Annotated in this window: 15 protein-coding genes; all 15 read right to left on the reverse strand. The window is 42.8% G+C overall.

Annotation, left to right across the window (positions count from 1 at the left end; translation table 11 throughout):
- Positions 1–141 precede the first annotated feature (141 nt).
- The 15 genes from AYJ08_RS02235 to AYJ08_RS02305 all read right to left on the reverse strand — a co-directional run bounded on the left by AYJ08_RS02235 (position 142) and on the right by AYJ08_RS02305 (position 16,796).
- Positions 142–585 carry a YhcN/YlaJ family sporulation lipoprotein gene (locus AYJ08_RS02235; protein ID WP_064016414.1) on the reverse strand — a complete coding sequence of 148 codons (444 nt, stop codon included), beginning with the start codon at positions 583–585 and terminating at the stop codon, positions 142–144.
- An 87-nt stretch (positions 586–672) separates the two neighbouring features.
- Entirely contained in the window at positions 673–1,281 is a 609-nt protein-coding gene (locus AYJ08_RS02240; RefSeq protein ID WP_064016447.1) for a thymidine kinase, read from the reverse strand.
- 212 nt (positions 1,282–1,493) lie between these two features.
- Positions 1,494–1,694 (reverse strand): 50S ribosomal protein L31, encoded by a 201-nt coding sequence (rpmE, locus tag AYJ08_RS02245; RefSeq protein ID WP_031412883.1) that lies wholly within the window; start codon positions 1,692–1,694, stop codon positions 1,494–1,496.
- Between the two features lie 128 nt (positions 1,695–1,822).
- Complete coding sequence (locus AYJ08_RS02250) at positions 1,823–3,082, reverse strand: radical SAM family protein (RefSeq protein WP_064016415.1); 1,260 nt, start codon at positions 3,080–3,082, stop codon at positions 1,823–1,825.
- 71 nt (positions 3,083–3,153) lie between these two features.
- Positions 3,154–4,062, reverse strand: a complete 909-nt coding sequence (locus tag AYJ08_RS02255) for a M23 family metallopeptidase (protein ID WP_064016416.1) — start codon at positions 4,060–4,062, stop codon at positions 3,154–3,156.
- 66 nt (positions 4,063–4,128) lie between these two features.
- The gene (gene rho, locus AYJ08_RS02260) at positions 4,129–5,421 is read right to left on the reverse strand and encodes a transcription termination factor Rho (protein ID WP_064016417.1); all 1,293 of its coding nucleotides are present in this window, start codon (positions 5,419–5,421) and stop codon (positions 4,129–4,131) included.
- Positions 5,422–5,475: 54 nt separating this feature from the next.
- Entirely contained in the window at positions 5,476–6,438 is a 963-nt protein-coding gene (glpX, locus tag AYJ08_RS02265; RefSeq protein WP_064016418.1) for a class II fructose-bisphosphatase, read from the reverse strand.
- A 14-nt stretch (positions 6,439–6,452) separates the two neighbouring features.
- A complete protein-coding gene (locus AYJ08_RS02270; RefSeq protein ID WP_064016419.1) occupies positions 6,453–7,724 on the reverse strand; it encodes a UDP-N-acetylglucosamine 1-carboxyvinyltransferase in 1,272 nt (423 codons plus the stop codon).
- A 203-nt stretch (positions 7,725–7,927) separates the two neighbouring features.
- The gene (fsa, locus tag AYJ08_RS02275; protein ID WP_003334218.1) at positions 7,928–8,572 is read right to left on the reverse strand and encodes a fructose-6-phosphate aldolase; all 645 of its coding nucleotides are present in this window, start codon (positions 8,570–8,572) and stop codon (positions 7,928–7,930) included.
- A gap of 15 nt (positions 8,573–8,587) precedes the next feature.
- Positions 8,588–9,442, reverse strand: coding sequence for a class II fructose-1,6-bisphosphate aldolase (gene fba / locus AYJ08_RS02280; protein ID WP_064016420.1), 855 nt, complete (start codon positions 9,440–9,442; stop codon positions 8,588–8,590).
- Between the two features lie 98 nt (positions 9,443–9,540).
- Positions 9,541–9,906 carry a response regulator gene (locus AYJ08_RS02285; protein ID WP_003334216.1) on the reverse strand — a complete coding sequence of 122 codons (366 nt, stop codon included), beginning with the start codon at positions 9,904–9,906 and terminating at the stop codon, positions 9,541–9,543.
- A gap of 276 nt (positions 9,907–10,182) precedes the next feature.
- The gene (locus tag AYJ08_RS02290; protein WP_064016421.1) at positions 10,183–11,784 is read right to left on the reverse strand and encodes a CTP synthase; all 1,602 of its coding nucleotides are present in this window, start codon (positions 11,782–11,784) and stop codon (positions 10,183–10,185) included.
- A 235-nt stretch (positions 11,785–12,019) separates the two neighbouring features.
- The gene (gene rpoE / locus AYJ08_RS02295) at positions 12,020–12,580 is read right to left on the reverse strand and encodes a DNA-directed RNA polymerase subunit delta (RefSeq protein ID WP_064016422.1); all 561 of its coding nucleotides are present in this window, start codon (positions 12,578–12,580) and stop codon (positions 12,020–12,022) included.
- A 305-nt stretch (positions 12,581–12,885) separates the two neighbouring features.
- Positions 12,886–16,131 carry a fused isobutyryl-CoA mutase/GTPase IcmF gene (gene icmF / locus AYJ08_RS02300; protein WP_064016423.1) on the reverse strand — a complete coding sequence of 1,082 codons (3,246 nt, stop codon included), beginning with the start codon at positions 16,129–16,131 and terminating at the stop codon, positions 12,886–12,888.
- Between the two features lie 32 nt (positions 16,132–16,163).
- Positions 16,164–16,796, reverse strand: coding sequence for a TetR/AcrR family transcriptional regulator (locus tag AYJ08_RS02305; RefSeq protein WP_031412865.1), 633 nt, complete (start codon positions 16,794–16,796; stop codon positions 16,164–16,166).
- Positions 16,797–16,901: the final 105 nt, after the last annotated feature.

Here is a 16,901-nt window from a genome sequence, read left to right on the forward strand (position 1 = left end):
TTTGTATATAAGCTATAAATCAATGCATAACATCAAAATTATAGTAGATTTCGCTTTGAAAGTCAAAGGATTTAGCTATCCATTATATGCATCACAGAAAGAAAAACTCGGCTTACATACCGAGTTTTTTCCCCTTTCCTATCAATGATGCCCATCGTAGGAAGTGACATGAAAATCGTAGCGTCTGCTCTTTTTATGTAGGGCATCTATGACATGATGCTCAATCTTTCGAGCTTCTGCTGCTGTTACATTCGGCTTAAGATCAAGCGTGACATACACGTCTTTTTCGCGGATCGAGACACGCGCATTTTCTACACCTTGAACCTTCTTTGCTTCTTGTTCCATTTCCTTAAGCAATGGAAGAGTTGCCTTTTGTTCGCCCATAGCCTTGTAAGGCTTTTGCTCTTTGGGAACGCGCTGCAGGTTCTGCTGCTGTCGCATCGCTTGATGAATAGCTTGCTTTTGTTCCTGCTGCTGTACCTTAGGCTGAGTAGTTGAAGCACACCCGCCTATCATCATCCCTAAAGTGACAGTAAGTAAGATTTTACTTGAGAATAGGCTTGTCCCATTATTGTTTTTTTGCATCAAAAAAGCCACCTCCCGCTTTGCCTAGTGTGTGCAAGCACACTCACACCCATGCAAAAAAAGAGATAGCTCTCATATCATTTGTTGTTACTTACCATTATCGGAGTCAACAGACAAGGTTTTAGGAATTCCAGGCGGCTGATAGTAGTGTCTACGGCAAACGCTACTATAGGTTTCCTCTCCACCTATTTGAATGGTTTCCCCTGTGTATACTGGTTTACCTTGCTGGAATTTTAAAATATGTGTCGCCTTTTTATTACAGAAAACACAGACCGTTTTAATTTCCTCAATCTTATCGGCTTCACAGAGCAAAGCCTGACTGCCAGCAAATAATTGATTTTTAAAGTCTTTTAGCAGTCCATACACGATTACAGGAATATTTAATTCATCCACAATTCTCGCAAGCTGTCTAACGTGTTCTTCCGCTAAAAACTGCCCCTCATCTACTAGCACACAGTGAGGCTTCTCTTGCTCTTCCTTCACAACCCGATACAGATCAGTGGCATTCTGAATCGGAAATGCCTCTCGTGAAATCCCGACTCTGGACGCTACCATCCCTACACCATAACGGTTATCAATTTCCGGTGTGAATACCATTACCTTCTTGCCGGATTGTTCATAGTTATGTGCTACTGTAAGCAATTGAATAGATTTGGATGCGTTCATTGCACCATATCGAAAATACAATTGAGCCACTCCGCATTCTCCCTCTGTCGCCATTCTTTTCTTCATTTCCGTTCCAAGCAACTGTAACATCATATCACTTTATGAGAGGAACGCCAATGGAGAGTCACCCAATATATTAAAATCAACCTCGAAAGTCACACTCCTCTTGTGAATAAAAGCTCGATAGCAACAACAAGACCAGGTAGAATGCTTTCCACCTGGTCTTTGTTTTTTTCCTATAATTAGGAAAGATTGTATTTGCGTTTGAAACGATCTACACGGCCGCCAGCATCGATAAACTTTTGTTTACCAGTGTAAAACGGATGGCAAGCGGAGCAAACCTCTACGCGAAGGACATCTTTTACAGAGCCGGATTCGAACTCATTGCCACATGCGCAAGTTACTTTAACCGTTTTGTAGTTTGGATGAATACCTGATTTCATCTCTATGCACCTCTTTCCGCCCTGAATCGTTTGCCGAATCAGAGTTATATAAACACATAAGTGAATAGTATCACGTCTATGTTTCTATTGCAACCATCCTAACTTGATTGGAAGGAAAAGTCTAATTCCTATTTTTTCAGCCTGCGCTGGTTCTCAGGCGGGACATGCGTAAATGATCCAATCACCACATCAGGTAATTCCTGTTGATAGATTTCAATCGCCTGCTTCATACCAAATATTTCTCCTTGGGCTTTTGGAATCATAGCTAAATAGCTTTCCGGATCAATATTTAGATTACGCAATTGAATTAACTTAATGCCTGTTCGCTTGATAAATTCAATCATCGCTTCCATCTCTTCTTCCCTGTCAAATACACCCGGGAAGCACAGATAGTTAATGGATGTGTATACACCTTGGCTTGCAGCGTACTCAGCAGAGCGTGCTACATTTTCAAGCGAGTAGCCACGCGGCCGGTAATAAGCGTTGTAATGCTCCTCAATTGCACTGATGGTACTAATTCGCATCAGATCAAGACCTGCATCAACAATTCCTCTAATATGATCGGTCAATCCAGCATTTGTATTAATATTGATGTAGCCCATGTTCGTGCGCTCACGAACGCGTCGCATTGCAGGAATAATAATCGACGCCATAGTAGAAGGCTCTCCTTCGCACCCTTGTCCAAAACTAATGATGCTGTCTGGGGTTTGCAGGTGATGTAACATTACCTCTACTAGCTCGTCCTCCGTCGGCCTGAAATTCATACGGGTCTGAGGAGAAGGGAAGCCACTGTCATCAGGTTGCTCCGAAATACAGCCGTAGCAACCAGCATTACAGGTTTTAGATACGGGTAAGCTGCCTTCCCAACGATGGAAAAAGTTGTTGGACGCAGTCAAACACTCATATTCTAGTGCACAGTGAGATAAGTGTTGTAAAATTCTATTTTCCGGAAATTGCTTCAGAGTAGCGTCCACTTTACCGCGTAGCTCTTCCATTGGAAAATTATCTGGGTTCCAATTATGTGGTTCATCACTTTTTCGAGCAGCCACCCAAAAGGCATCGTCCTTCCATACGACCGCCGTGTAACCAAATAGAGGAAACTTACTCTCTTTGTTCGTTTTGATGTAACCAGGAAGTAATAAGCGTGTAAAACCTTGCGGGATCAACGCTCCTACCGCAGTATAACCATCCAGCTTAATCATTTCACCCGTGTCCTCATCCATACCTACTGGAACCGTATCAGGCAAACTAACCAATGTTGAGCCCTCTGGCAGAGGAATCAATTCTTCCTCAAGGATCTCCGTCAGGATGTCACCGTTTCTAGCAATCGCCAGAACAGCTTGATGGTCATACACCTGGCCTTTTTTATCCGCATACACCAAATACATGAATTACATCCGCCTCTCTTTTCTGCTGGAGACAATTGTAGCGTATTGAGAGAGCATTGTAAACGTGGAGACTACTTCCGTAAATAGCGCATTGGGTTAAGCGGAATGTCGTCCTGTCTTACTTCAAAATGAAGATGGTAGTCAGTAGAATCCCCTGTTTTTCCCATAAAGCCAAGCACATCACCTTGATGCACATACTGCCCCGCTACAACATTAATCTTGCGCATGTGCGCATAAAAGGTTTGCAGTCCATTACCATGATCCAACACTACCATTCGTCCGTATCCGCTACGAATTGCCCCAGCCTCTGCTACGAATCCCTCTTTTGCTGCCATAATAGGTGTATTGCCTCGCCGTTCATTCCATAAATCTACACCTTTATGCATTTTACCCCATCGCGATCCAAAATCGCTTGTTACAGTCGGTGCTGGAATCGGCCACTCCATTACACGGTTTAGATTTATGCTTCTACTAGCTACCTGCGCCATTTGTCTTCGCATATCAACAGTTCCTGCTAATGCAGATCCACTAGCTTCTACTGGGATCATTAAACGTTGTCCCTGATACAGACAATCTGGAATCGCCTTGAGCAAGGGATTGTGATTTATAATTTCATCTTTGGATACCTGATATCTGCGGGCAATGAGCTCTAACGACTCACCAGCCTCTACCGTGTGGGTCATCTCTTTGGTATTGATCACTAGCTTCATCCCAATTCCCACCATATTAGGATTCCTCAGTTTATTATCCTGAATCAATTGTTGTAACGTAATCCCAAATTGTTCTGATATACGCGAGAGCGTGTCCCCTTTTTGAACGGTGTACGAAGCGATGGCACGCTTGCTTTTGGCTACTTTATTATTGATATCAATTGACGAGTACGGATTAAACACCTCAAACAAAGCCTGCTCCACGACAGCCTGTTTTGCTTCTCCACTACTTTTCCACTCCGTCATAAGTGTTGGGTGATTGGCATCCATCCGGGTAACCTCCCCTCATGTGCATATGACTATCCTATGCGCCAATCTAAAAAAAATGACGGGGGATTAACCCGCCGTCGTCGATGTTGTATATGTTTTTCCCTTTGATGTCTTTGCAGGGCTGATGCTATCAAGACCTTGCAAGAATTCCTCGTTTGTTTTAGAATCACCTAATTTTTTCAAGAAAGTTTCCACAAAATCATGACTTTCGTTCATGTTCTTACGAATTAGCCACAGCTTATCCAATTCTTCTTTGGACAAAAGCATTTCCTCTCGGCGTGTACCAGATCGTCTAATATCAATAGCTGGGAATATCCGGCGCTCTGCCAATTTACGATCCAAATGCAGCTCCATATTGCCTGTCCCTTTAAATTCTTCATAAATAACATCGTCCATACGAGATCCCGTCTCTACCAAAGCTGTAGCCAAAATAGTTAAGCTACCACCCTCTTCAACATTGCGAGCGGAACCAAAGAATCTTTTCGGACGATGGAAGGCAGCAGGATCAATACCACCTGACAGCGTACGACCGCTTGGCGGAATAACCAGATTATAAGCACGGGCCAAACGGGTAATGGAATCTAAGAGAATGACAACATCCTTCTTATGCTCTACTAAGCGTTTTGCTCGTTCCAAAACCAGCTCTGCAACTTTAATGTGGTTCTCCGGCACCTCGTCAAAGGTAGAAGCGATAACCTCGCCTTTAACAGAGCGTTGCATATCTGTTACTTCCTCTGGACGCTCATCAATAAGCAAAACAAATAGATGAATATCTGGGTTATTAGCAGAAATGCTATTGGCGATTTCTTTAAGCAGCATTGTTTTACCAGCCTTAGGAGGCGCTACAATCAATCCGCGCTGTCCAAGGCCAACAGGTGCTATCATATCCATCAACCGAACAGAAAGCTTAGTAGGTGACGTTTCCAACGCAAGTTTTTCTTGAGGATACAGCGGTGTTAAGGCGGGGAAATGTAGTCTTTCGGATGCCATCTCAGGGTCCTGACCGTTAACAGCTTCTACTTGCAATAATCCGAAGTAACGCTCTGTTTCCTTCGGCGCTCTCGCTTTTCCTGATACTAAATCTCCATTCCTTAGATCAAAACGTCGAATTTGGGACTGGGAAATATAAATATCTTCGGGGCTAGGTAAATAATTGATAGGGCGAAGGAAACCAAACCCTTCCGGTAAGATTTCCAACACGCCTTCCATAAACATAAGTCCATCTCGTTCAGCCTGAGCTCGTAATATGGCAAAAATTAATTCTTTCTTCTTAAGTTGTGAGTAATAAGGAATTTGAAAGTCTTTTGCCAACTTATACAAATCGGTTAATTTCTTTTCTTCTAATTCTGATAAAAGCACGTATTATTCCACCACTCTTTGCACTTTCTACTATTATTATTTCCTAAAAATTACCTATAATACTAACCCAGGTTTCTTTTCTAAGCGGTGGTTACCTTCAATGAAACGAATCGTTCCTGTTTTGGCCCTCATTACAACAGAATGTGTTGTCGCTCTCGTTCCCTGAAAACGAACGCCTCGCAGCAATTCTCCATCCGTAACACCCGTAGCTGCAAAAATGGCATCGTCTCCTTTAACCAACTGATCCATATGCAAAACCTGGTGCGGGTTGGTTAGACCCATCTTCAAACATCGTTGCAATTCTTCATCATTTTGAGGCAACAATTTGCCCTGAATTTCTCCACCTAAACACTTTAAAGCTACGGCTGCTAAAACCCCTTCAGGAGCTCCACCTGATCCAAATAGAATATCTACACCTGTATCAGGAAAGGCAGTATTAATTGCTGCCGCTACGTCTCCATCGGGAATTAATTTTATACGGGCTCCGGCTGCACGAATCTCTTCAATAACGCGACTATGCCGATCCCTATCCAGCACACAGGCGACCAAATCGCTCATATCTTTTCCATTTGCTAGAGCAACAGCTTTTAAATTATCACGTATTGGCGCATCAATGTCTACTTTCCCTACCGCATTGGGGCCTACTGCAATTTTTTCCATGTACATGTCAGGCGCATGCAACAAATTCCCTCTATCGGCAATCGCAATGACAGAGATAGCATTCCATGTACCTTTAGCTACAATGTTAGTCCCCTCAAGCGGATCGACTGCAACATCTACGAAAGGCGGCACACCCTGCCCTAATCTCTCCCCAATGTAGAGCATAGGCGCTTCATCCATTTCGCCTTCCCCAATAACTACAACACCATCCATAGGTATATTTTCAAATTCAGATCGCATCGCTTGTGTTGCTGCCCCATCTGCTTCATCCTTTTTACCTGTACCCATCCATCTTGCGGAAGCCAAGGCCGCCGCTTCCGTTACACGAACCAATTCAAGTGTGAGACTGCGCTCCATCTCGATTGTCCTCCTCATTTTTGTTCGGCTTTATACAGCTTTTCTCGCGTAACTCTGGCGCCAAGATTTTGAAGTTTCTGTACCAGATTTTCATAGCCTCTATCAATATGTTCAAGTCCCTCAACTTCTGTCGTTCCTTGTGCAAGTAAGCCTGCTATCACTAAAGCGGCTCCTGCGCGCAAATCAGAAGCTACTACTTTTGCCCCCATTAATGTAGAAGGTCCCTCAAGAACAGCGGATCGCCCTTCAATCTTTAGCGTTGCTCCCATACGTCTTAATTCATCGGCGTGACGGAACCTAGCACTATATATATTATCAGTGACAATACTTGTTCCTTTTGATTGTGTTAACAGTGTGGTCATAGGTTGTTGTAAGTCAGTAGGAAATCCAGGATATGGACTAGTTTTAATGTCGACTGCACGATAGTTTTTATGTCCGACAACCCGGATTGTATCGTCACCTTCGATTATTTCCACTCCTATTTCACGAAGCTTGGCTGTAACGGGCTCCATATGCTTCGATATAACATTTTCTAACGTCACATCTCCGCCGGTTGCAGCAGCAGCAATCATATATGTTCCTGCTTCGATACGGTCTGGTATTATAGTATGTCGGCAACCGCGCAATTTGTCTACACCTTGAATACGAATTACATCTGTTCCCGCGCCAGAAATCTTAGCACCCATATTGTTTAATAATGTAGCGACATCCACAATCTCTGGCTCATGTGCAGCGTTTTCAATTGTTGTGATTCCTTCCGCATAAACCGCTGCCAGCATGATGTTAATGGTAGCGCCTACACTTACTACATCCATATAAATACGTGCGCCCTTCAACCTCTCCGCACGAATAATCATAACACCTTTTCGATTTTCAACAACTGCACCAAGGGCTTCAAAGCCTTTTATATGCAAATCAACCGGTCTTGGTCCTAAATCACAGCCACCAGGCAATCCAATTTGGGCTTCCTTAAACTTGCCTAGTAGTGCGCCCCATAAGTAATAGGAAGCACGCAATTTTTTTACCTTACCATTAGGCATGAATGTTTCTCTAATAGGACGTCCATCAATTTCTATCCAATCGTCCTCAAACAAAACATCTGCGCCCATCTCCCGAAGGAGCTCTACATATACTTCCACATCCTCAATATGCGGTAAATTCTCAATGACAACTGGTCCATCAGCGAGAATCGCAGCGGGAATTAACGCCACAGCACTATTCTTCGCACCGCTAATCCCTACTTTTCCACACAGTGGGACTCCACCCTGTATTAGCAATTTATCCATACATTTAATCTCCCTAAATGATGTTCTTGCACCTATTCAGAATATACCCTCTATTGCAGTTAGTCTAGTCTTTCATGCTTTACAGTCTGTAATCAACCTTATGATTATTAAAATTTAATGGGCAAAAAGAGAAAACGAGGATGGAAGAGGTCATTACGGTAAAGAAGCACCTTCTCCACTGGAAAAGGTGCTCTTCGGTTTGGTTACTTTTGCATACTTTCCCAATCAGCAAGGAATTTCTCAATTCCGCTGCTTGTTAAGGGATGCTGCAAGAGTTGTTTAAATACTTTATGAGGAATGGTGGCAATATCCGCCCCAAGCTTTGCAGCCTCCGTCACATGTAGAGGGTGACGAATACTTGCTGCAATAATTTCCGTTTCTATGTCATGGACAGCAAAGATTTCTGTGATGTCTGCGATGAGTTGCATGCCGTCGTAACCAATATCATCCAGTCTGCCAAGGAACGGAGACACATAAGTAGCTCCTGCTCTTGCAGCCATCAATGCTTGGTTCGCGTTAAAAACTAATGTTACATTGGTTTTAATTTTGCGTTTTGAGAAAATCTTTACAGCTTTAAGTCCTTCTTCTGTCATCGGCACCTTAATGACGATGTTTTTTGATAGACTAGCCAGCTTTTCCCCTTCTTCGATCATACCTTTTGCATCAATGCTAATAACCTCTGCACTGATAGGACCATCTACAATATCAAGAATCTCTTTTAATGTTTCGATGAAATCGCGGCCTTCTTTAGCTACTAGAGACGGATTGGTGGTTACGCCGGATACGACTCCCCACTCATGAATCTCTCGAATTTCATCAACATTCGCTGTGTCTATGAAGAAACGCATGGGTACCCTCCTGAATTAGACGCGGTTATTACTTCCGAACAAACGAATTTTCTCGATAACAGTTTGCTTGATTGCCTCACGAGCAGGACCCATGTATTTACGAGGATCGATTTCGTTAGGTTTTTCAGCTAGCACTTTACGGATTGCTTCTGTGCAAGCAACTTGGTTTTCAGTGTTTACGTTGATTTTACCAGCACCGCTCAAGATAGCTTGACGGATCGCTTCGTCTGGTACACCAGATCCACCGTGCAATACGATTGGAGCATCGATGTTTTTCACCACTTGTTCGATAATATCGAAATGGATTTTTGGTTCACCTTTGTACATACCATGAGCAGTACCTACAGCAATAGCTAGGTAGTCAACTTTAGTCTCTTCCCAGAAACGAATTGCTTCTTCTGGTTTTGCCAAGCTAGCATCTTCTTCAGCTACTTGTAGATCGTCTTCTACTCCGCCAATTGTACCTAGCTCACCCTCAACAGATACGCCTACAGCGTGGGCAGCTTCTACAACTTGTTTAGTCAAACGGATGTTATCTTCGAAGGAATGGTGGGAACCATCGAACATAACAGAAGAGAATCCAGCTTGGATACATTTCATAACAACATCAAAGTTGCTACCATGATCCAAGTGTAGTGCAATTGGTACGCCAGCAGTTTTAGCAGCGGCTTTAGCCATTGCTACTGTATACTCAATACCCATATAACGCATAGCACCTTCGGAAACTCCGAAAATTACAGGGGATTTCTCCTCTTTTGCTGCTTCGGTAATTGCCTGCGTAAATTCTAGGTTGTTCAAATTGAATTGTCCAACAGCATACTTATTTTTCTTTGCGTCCTCAATAAAGGCGGTCATAGGTACTAATTGCATTTCGGTATGTCCTCCTAATCCTAACTCTCTGTATTTCACTACTTGCAATACGGGGTTATTATACCACAACGACGCCTTTATTAACAGAGAACTTGTGACTAACTGACTAATTGTTGATTGACTACACAGCGCAACTCATCAATATCAAAAGGTTTGGTAAAATGAGTAAGCGCTCCCAGTTGTGTGGCTTCCTTGATCATATCTAATTCTCCATACGCGGTCATCATAATGACTTTAATATCTTTGTTTATCTTTTTAATGTGTTTTAAAATTTCTATACCGTCCATTCCGGGAATCTTCATATCTAAAATCACGAGATCTGGAGACTCATTTTCGACGATTTCGAGTGCTTGCTTGCCGTTAGCCGCCTGGAAAGTGCAGTATCCTTCCTTACCCAATACCTCATACAGTAGGATGCGGATGCCGTACTGGTCATCCACGACTAGTACCTTCTTGTCCTGCATATTGCTTCCCCCTCGTTCCTTTGCTTGTAATTACTAAAATACGCCTTGCCGATCGGAAATCCTGCCACATTCCATCTTTATTTTTCCAGTAGCTTGTAGCAAGGCTTTAAATTACATAAATCCCCATAATTTCGTTACTTTTAACATTGCTCACTGTTTTGTCATGATGGAAGCTCTTCTCTTGCCACAGCAGGCTTTCTAGCTTGTAACAAAAAAAGACTGTCGAGAAACTCGACAGCCTTTGGCTATTTTTAAGCGATTGGTATTCTTTCTTTATTATTGATGAGAGTGCAAAGCAGCTTTCACGAATTCACGGAATAACGGCTGAGGACGATTCGGACGAGAAGTAAATTCCGGATGGAACTGCGCTGCTAAGAACCATGGATGATCCTTTAACTCAACCATCTCTACTAATTTACCGTCTGGTGTCGTACCGGAAATCACCAAGCCTGCTCTTTCGAGTTGATCACGGTATTCATTATTTACTTCATAACGATGACGGTGGCGCTCATAAATCAATGTGCTGCCATAAGCTTGTGCTGCCATTGTACCTTCTTTTGCTTTAGTTGGTCCAAGGCCAAGACGCATAGTTCCGCCTTTATCCTCAATATCCTTCTGTTCAGGCAATAGATCAATAACAGGATAGCTAGTGGAAGGATCAATTTCTGAGCTGTTCGCACCAGCTAGGTTTAGCATATGACGAGCATATTCAATAACTGCCACTTGCATTCCTAAGCAAATTCCAAAGAACGGAACCTTATTCTCACGTGCGAAGCGGGTTGCAGCAATCTTCCCTTCAATTCCACGATCCCCAAAACCACCTGGAACTAAGATGCCATGAACATCTCCTAAAACTTCAGCTACATTTTCATCTGTAACCTCTTCAGAATTAACCCATTTGATTTCAATATCGGTATCATTAGCAAACCCGGCATGGTAAAGTGCTTCAGCTACTGACAGGTAAGCGTCATGCAGCTCAACATATTTACCTACAATCGCAATACGGGTGCTATGCTGTAAGCTCTTCACCTTGTCAACAAGTGCACTCCACTCCGTCATATCTGCCTGAGGGCAAGTCAGTCCAAAGTGTTTGCATACATAATCATCTAAGCCTTGCTCTTGCAGCATTAGTGGCACTTCATACAACGTATCTGCATCGCGGCACTCAATTACAGCATTTTTATCAATATCGCAGAATAGAGCAAGCTTGTCCTTCATATCTTGAGACAGCGGCTGTTCTGTTCTCGTGACGATCACATTTGGCTGAATTCCCAAGCTACGTAATTCTTTTACACTATGCTGCGTTGGCTTTGTTTTCATTTCACCGGCTGCACGAATGTACGGAATCAAGGTTACGTGGATATACATAACGTTAGAGACGCCTACATCACTCTTGATTTGGCGAATTGCTTCAAGGAAAGGTAAGCTCTCGATGTCCCCTACTGTTCCACCAATTTCCGTGATAACAACATCTGCATTCGTTTCACGACCAGCACGGAATACTCGCTCTTTAATTTCATTTGTGATATGCGGAATAACTTGTACAGTTCCACCCAAGTAATCTCCACGACGTTCTTTACTAATAACACTAGAATAAATCTTACCGGTTGTTACATTGGAATTAGCGCTTAGGTTAATATCAATAAAACGCTCATAGTGGCCAAGATCCAAATCGGTTTCTGCACCATCATCCGTTACAAAAACCTCACCATGTTGAAATGGACTCATTGTTCCTGGGTCAACATTGATATATGGATCAAATTTTTGAATAGTAACCTTGCATCCTCTGTTTTTAAGCAACCGTCCTAGTGAAGCAGCTGTAATCCCTTTACCTAGCGAGGAAACGACCCCACCTGTAACAAATATATACTTCGCCATATCGCCTACGTCCCCTCTTTTCCCTTATTTCAACATTTTTGATGAACAGTTATTAAGTAGGGTGCTACAAAAAGAAAAAACAAAAGCGGGGTCCTATCTCAACATCTCTGCTGAATAGGGGCGCTTTTGTTTGTTATTCTTTCATATATGACAAATCTTCATGTGAAGCCCAAAAAGTATTTTATAATGGGCTGAAATGAAAGTCAAGGACAAAGTCGTTAAAGCCGATAGATCCTTACTTATCAAAATCAGGATCTTCTTCGTCTTCTTCCTCGGTTTCTTCGTCATCTTCAAAAAGATCCTCATCTTCTAGATCTTCATCGTCCTCATCGATGTCTTCAATGTCATCCTCTGATTCAACATCGTCCTCATCAGCAAATTCTTCACCTTCATCTTCCTCTTCATACAGGGAGATATCATCTTCCTCTTCAAATACTTCAGCAACATCATCGTCTTCCATATCGAAGTCTTCAAAGTCGTCAACAACAGCAGATTTTTTCTTTTTAACTCCGCCTTCTTGGCTCTCTTCAACTGCTTCCGTTGCATACCAACGTTTTAATCCCCATGTATTCTCGCCAATACATACAAAACGACCATCAATATTTACTTCTGTATACACTTGAGCAATGACAGCCATCAATTGCTCTTCTGTCAGATTACGCAAGATAGCAATTTCATTCATAAGTTCACGGAAATTATAAGGGCGGTTTGTTTCTCTTAGGATTTCATAAGCGATATCAACCATCGCCATCTCTTGCAACTTCTCTTCATTATATTGCTGAAGTAATTTACTCAAGCAAGGCACGTCCTTTCAAACAAAACTTGGCTATCATACAGTATTCCCTATTTTATCCGAAAATGCAAGTGATTCAAACCCTGCAGAAAGAAAAGCTTTTTTCAGCTCTATATCTTACCTGTAACCCTTGTCTTGCTGGCATTATGTTTCACGCTACGATTCCTCCCAAGCTGCCTTGCTGAGAGCTTACAAAAAAGCGGGAATTGCTTGGGCCTTTGTCACAAATAGACGTCTTTAAAATGGCAAACGAATGAAGCAACAGAAATACCCCAGAGGAAATGTTACCTGCTGGGGTATAATCCATCTTACATATTACGTCGATATTGTCCTCCCACTTCATACAATGCTGCTGTAATTTGACCAAGAGAAGCCACTTTAACCGACTCCATCAATTCAGCGAATATATTTCCGCCTGTTAACGCAACCTCCTGTAGCTTTTTCAATGCCTCAGGAATCTGTTGAGCATGTCTTTGCTGGAAGGCACGCACATTATCGATTTGTTGTTGTTTTTCTGCATCTGTAGCCCTTGCAAGCTCAATTTCATAGTCATCCTCAGAAGCGTTTGGATTTAGGAAGGTATTAACTCCAATGATCGGCAAATCTCCAGAATGTTTCCGCATCTCATAATACATCGACTCATCCTGAATTTTTCCTCTTTGATATTGTGTTTCCATGGCTCCGAGGACCCCACCGCGTATACTTAACCGTTCAAATTCCTGCAATACAGCTTCTTCTACTAAGTCAGTCAGTTCTTCAATGATAAAAGCACCCTGCAACGGGTTTTCATTTTTGGCCAACCCTAATTCTTTATTAATAATCATTTGGATGGCCATTGCCCTGCGCACTGAATTTTCGGTAGGTGTGGTGATGGCTTCATCATAAGCATTGGTGTGCAAAGAATTGCAGTTATCGTAAATGGCAATCAGAGCTTGTAGCGTAGTACGTATATCATTAAAGTCCATTTCTTGGGCATGAAGAGAACGCCCGGATGTTTGGATGTGATACTTTAGCTTTTGGCTACGCTCATTAGCACCATAACGATTCTTCATAGTGATTGCCCAAATCCTGCGTGCTACCCGTCCTATTACCGTATATTCAGGATCAAGTCCATTAGAAAAGAAGAAGGACAAATTATGCGCAAATTCGTCAATTTTCATGCCACGGCTTAAATAATACTCTACATAAGTAAATCCATTGGCAAGGGTAAAAGCTAATTGTGTAATCGGGTTCGCTCCTGCTTCAGCTATATGATAGCCTGAGATAGAAACCGAATAGTAATTACGCACTTTATTTTCAATAAAATAGGCCTGGATATCTCCCATCATGCGAAGTGCGAACTCCGTAGAGAAAATGCAGGTGTTTTGCCCCTGATCTTCTTTTAAAATATCAGCTTGCACTGTTCCCCGTACGTTTGATAAGGTATAGGCTTTTATTTGCAAATATTCTTCTTTAGAAGGTTGGCGCCCTTCTCTTTCGACGAAATTCTCTACCTGCTGTTCGATAGCCGTATTTAAAAACATAGCCAAAATCATTGGTGCAGGTCCGTTGATTGTCATGGAAACAGAAGTGGAAGGGGCACAAAGATCAAAGCCCGCATACAGCTTTTTCATATCATCCAACGTACATACACTCACCCCGCTGGTTCCGATCTTCCCATAAATGTCAGGTCGCTCGTGAGGGTCTTGACCATATAAGGTCACACTATCAAATGCTGTGCTTAACCGTTTTGCATCATCATTTTTAGATAGGAAATGGAATCGTTTGTTAGTGCGCTCTGGCGATCCTTCTCCTGCAAATTGTCTGCGCGGATCTTCTCCCTCCCTTTTAAAGGGAAAAACACCCGCCGTATAGGGAAATTCCCCTGGGACATTCTCTTTCATCGCCCAAGATAGTAAATCCCCCCACTCATGGAAGGCTGGTGTGCTAATCTTGGGAATCCGTGATCCCGAAAGTGATATAGAAAATAGCTTTGTCACTATTTCCTTATCGCGAATCTTCGTGATGAACTGATCCTGTTTATACAATTCCTTCTGTTTGGGCCAGTTTTCCAACCATTTTTTTAATTCGGGATGCAATTTTTCTTCAAATTCTGCAATTTGAGAGGTTAATTGAGCAAGCACGGCTTCGTCTGCACCCTGCTCTGCTAATACTTTGTATGCTCCATTTAGCTGATACAGTTTACGTGCATAACCTGCCTGCTCTTGACTAAACTTGTGATAATTCCGCACCGTATTAGCTATGTCCTGAAGATACGTAATTTTTTCAGACGGGATAAGCGGCGGTTTATGGGCTAAAACGGGCGTCGGGTCTAGATGCTCAACGTCCCAGTCAAGCTGTTTTTTCTGAACGATCGCTCGCATCAGAGCCGCAAAAAGAGCATTGGTTCCTGGATCGTTAAATTGACTTGCAATCGTGCCATAAATCGGTAGCTGTTCATCTTCTACGTCAAATAATTGATGATTGCGACGGTACTGCTTTCTCACTTCTCGTAAAGCATCCTCTGAGCCTTTACGCTCAAATTTATTAATGGACACCAAATCAGCAAAATCAAGCATATCAATTTTTTCCAGCTGAGAAGGCGCACCGAATTCACTCGTCATCACATACAGTGATAAATCACAAAGCTCACTAATGCGAGCATCCCCTTGTCCAATCCCGCTTGTTTCCACAATGACTAAATCAAAGCATGCTGCCTTAGCTACCTGAATCGCATCTTGCAAGGCAAGAGACAGCTCTGATCCAGATTGTCTAGTCGCTAAACTACGCATATAAACACGGGATGTGTTATTTGCGTTCATTCGAATGCGGTCACCTAGAAGAGCACCGCCTGTTTTCTGTTTAGACGGATCTATCGACAGAATAGCAATGGTTTTGTCAGGGTACGTATATAAAAAACGACGAACTAATTCATCTGTTAACGAGCTTTTCCCTGCTCCACCTGTTCCTGTAATACCCACGACAGGCACATTGCTAGTGAAACCAGCTAGCGTATCTCTAACCTGAGTGAACCATTTCTTATCAGTCACATCATACTCTGCCAGTGTAATCAGACGAGCAACCGCTTGAATATTCTTTTCCTGTAACGACTCCACTTCCGCTTGCAGGGAGGCTACTGTCGGAAAGTCACATTCTCGAATCATCAGGTTAATCATGCCTTGAAGCCCTAGTTCCCTGCCGTCATCTGGTGAAAACAGCTTAGCTACACCATATTCTTCCAATTCGCGAATTTCACGGGGGACGATAACGCCTCCGCCTCCGCCATACACGCGAATATGATCGGCACCACGTTCTTTTAGCAAATCAATGATATATTTAAAAAACTCGACATGCCCGCCTTGATATGAGCTAATGGCGATTCCCTGCACATCCTCCTGAATGGCAGCATCGACAATCTCCATGACAGAGCGGTTGTGACCTAGATGAATCACTTCCGCTCCAGAGGATTGCAAAATTCGACGCATAATATTTATGGAAGCATCATGTCCGTCATAGAGACTCGCTGCTGTTACAAAACGTACTTTATTTGTCGGACGATAGACCTCTGTTATCATTTTGACAGCCTCCCCTTATCTATGGGATGGCTCTATTCGTGTCCGCTGATATCCCGCAGAAGCAATTCAGTCTGTTTCTCGATGTATTCGTCCAAGGTATAGCTTTTGCCAAGTGTCCAGCGTCGGAACACCCACATTTCCGCTAGTACCATGATGTTGTTAGCCATAAGCTTCACATAGCGCTCATCAGTCCGAATGGAACCATCTTCCATTCCCTTATGCAGAATCTCTTCAAAAATCCCTGTGATAGACTCTTCTCGACGTAACACATACGTCATCGCTTCATGTGGCAACGACTTGGTTTCTTGATAGATTAATAGCACACGATCGTTCACCTGATCCATAACGCGAATTAGGCCTTTCAACGCGAGCTTAAGGCTTTTGAGACCAGAACCATTGTAGGTAATCGCTTCACGCAGTCTTTCTTCCATTTCATTATGAATAGAGTCGCAAACCAAATATAAAATATCCTCTTTGGACTCAATGTACTCATATAGCGTTCCAATGCTAAAGCCAGAGGCACGAGCAATTTCCCGCGTAGTCGTTTTGTGGAAACCTTTGTGTATAAATAGGTCAACGGCCGCTTCAATAATTTGTTCACGCCGTTTTTCGATTAGTTTTGGGTCCTTCACCAAGGACGGGATTACTTTCTTACGTTCTTGCACCGAAATAAGCCACCTTTCACCAATTTGACTAAACGTCTCTGGTTTCTCCCCATTATACTAATCCACAATTTATGCTACAATCCTCTTTTTGCGGCTAATCGTGCC

Origin of the sequence: Brevibacillus sp. SKDU10, assembly GCF_001645205.1 — a bacterium.
Taxonomy (GTDB): domain Bacteria; phylum Bacillota; class Bacilli; order Brevibacillales; family Brevibacillaceae; genus Brevibacillus_B; species Brevibacillus_B halotolerans.

Bases quoted from the DNA above. Each gene is read 5' to 3' on its own strand.
- AYJ08_RS02235 (WP_064016414.1), bottom strand. From the start codon at position 585: ATGCAAAAAAACAATAATGGGACAAGCCTATTCTCAAGTAAAATCTTA.
- rpmE (WP_031412883.1), bottom strand. From the start codon at position 1,694: ATGAAATCAGGTATTCATCCAAACTACAAAACGGTTAAAGTAACTTGC.
- AYJ08_RS02250 (WP_064016415.1), bottom strand. From the start codon at position 3,082: ATGTATTTGGTGTATGCGGATAAAAAAGGCCAGGTGTATGACCATCAA.
- AYJ08_RS02255 (WP_064016416.1), bottom strand. From the start codon at position 4,062: ATGGATGCCAATCACCCAACACTTATGACGGAGTGGAAAAGTAGTGGA.
- glpX (WP_064016418.1), bottom strand. From the start codon at position 6,438: ATGGAGCGCAGTCTCACACTTGAATTGGTTCGTGTAACGGAAGCGGCG.
- AYJ08_RS02270 (WP_064016419.1), bottom strand. From the start codon at position 7,724: ATGGATAAATTGCTAATACAGGGTGGAGTCCCACTGTGTGGAAAAGTA.
- fsa (WP_003334218.1), bottom strand. From the start codon at position 8,572: ATGCGTTTCTTCATAGACACAGCGAATGTTGATGAAATTCGAGAGATT.
- fba (WP_064016420.1), bottom strand. From the start codon at position 9,442: ATGCAATTAGTACCTATGACCGCCTTTATTGAGGACGCAAAGAAAAAT.
- AYJ08_RS02285 (WP_003334216.1), bottom strand. From the start codon at position 9,906: ATGCAGGACAAGAAGGTACTAGTCGTGGATGACCAGTACGGCATCCGC.
- AYJ08_RS02290 (WP_064016421.1), bottom strand. From the start codon at position 11,784: ATGGCGAAGTATATATTTGTTACAGGTGGGGTCGTTTCCTCGCTAGGT.
- icmF (WP_064016423.1), bottom strand. From the start codon at position 16,131: ATGATAACAGAGGTCTATCGTCCGACAAATAAAGTACGTTTTGTAACA.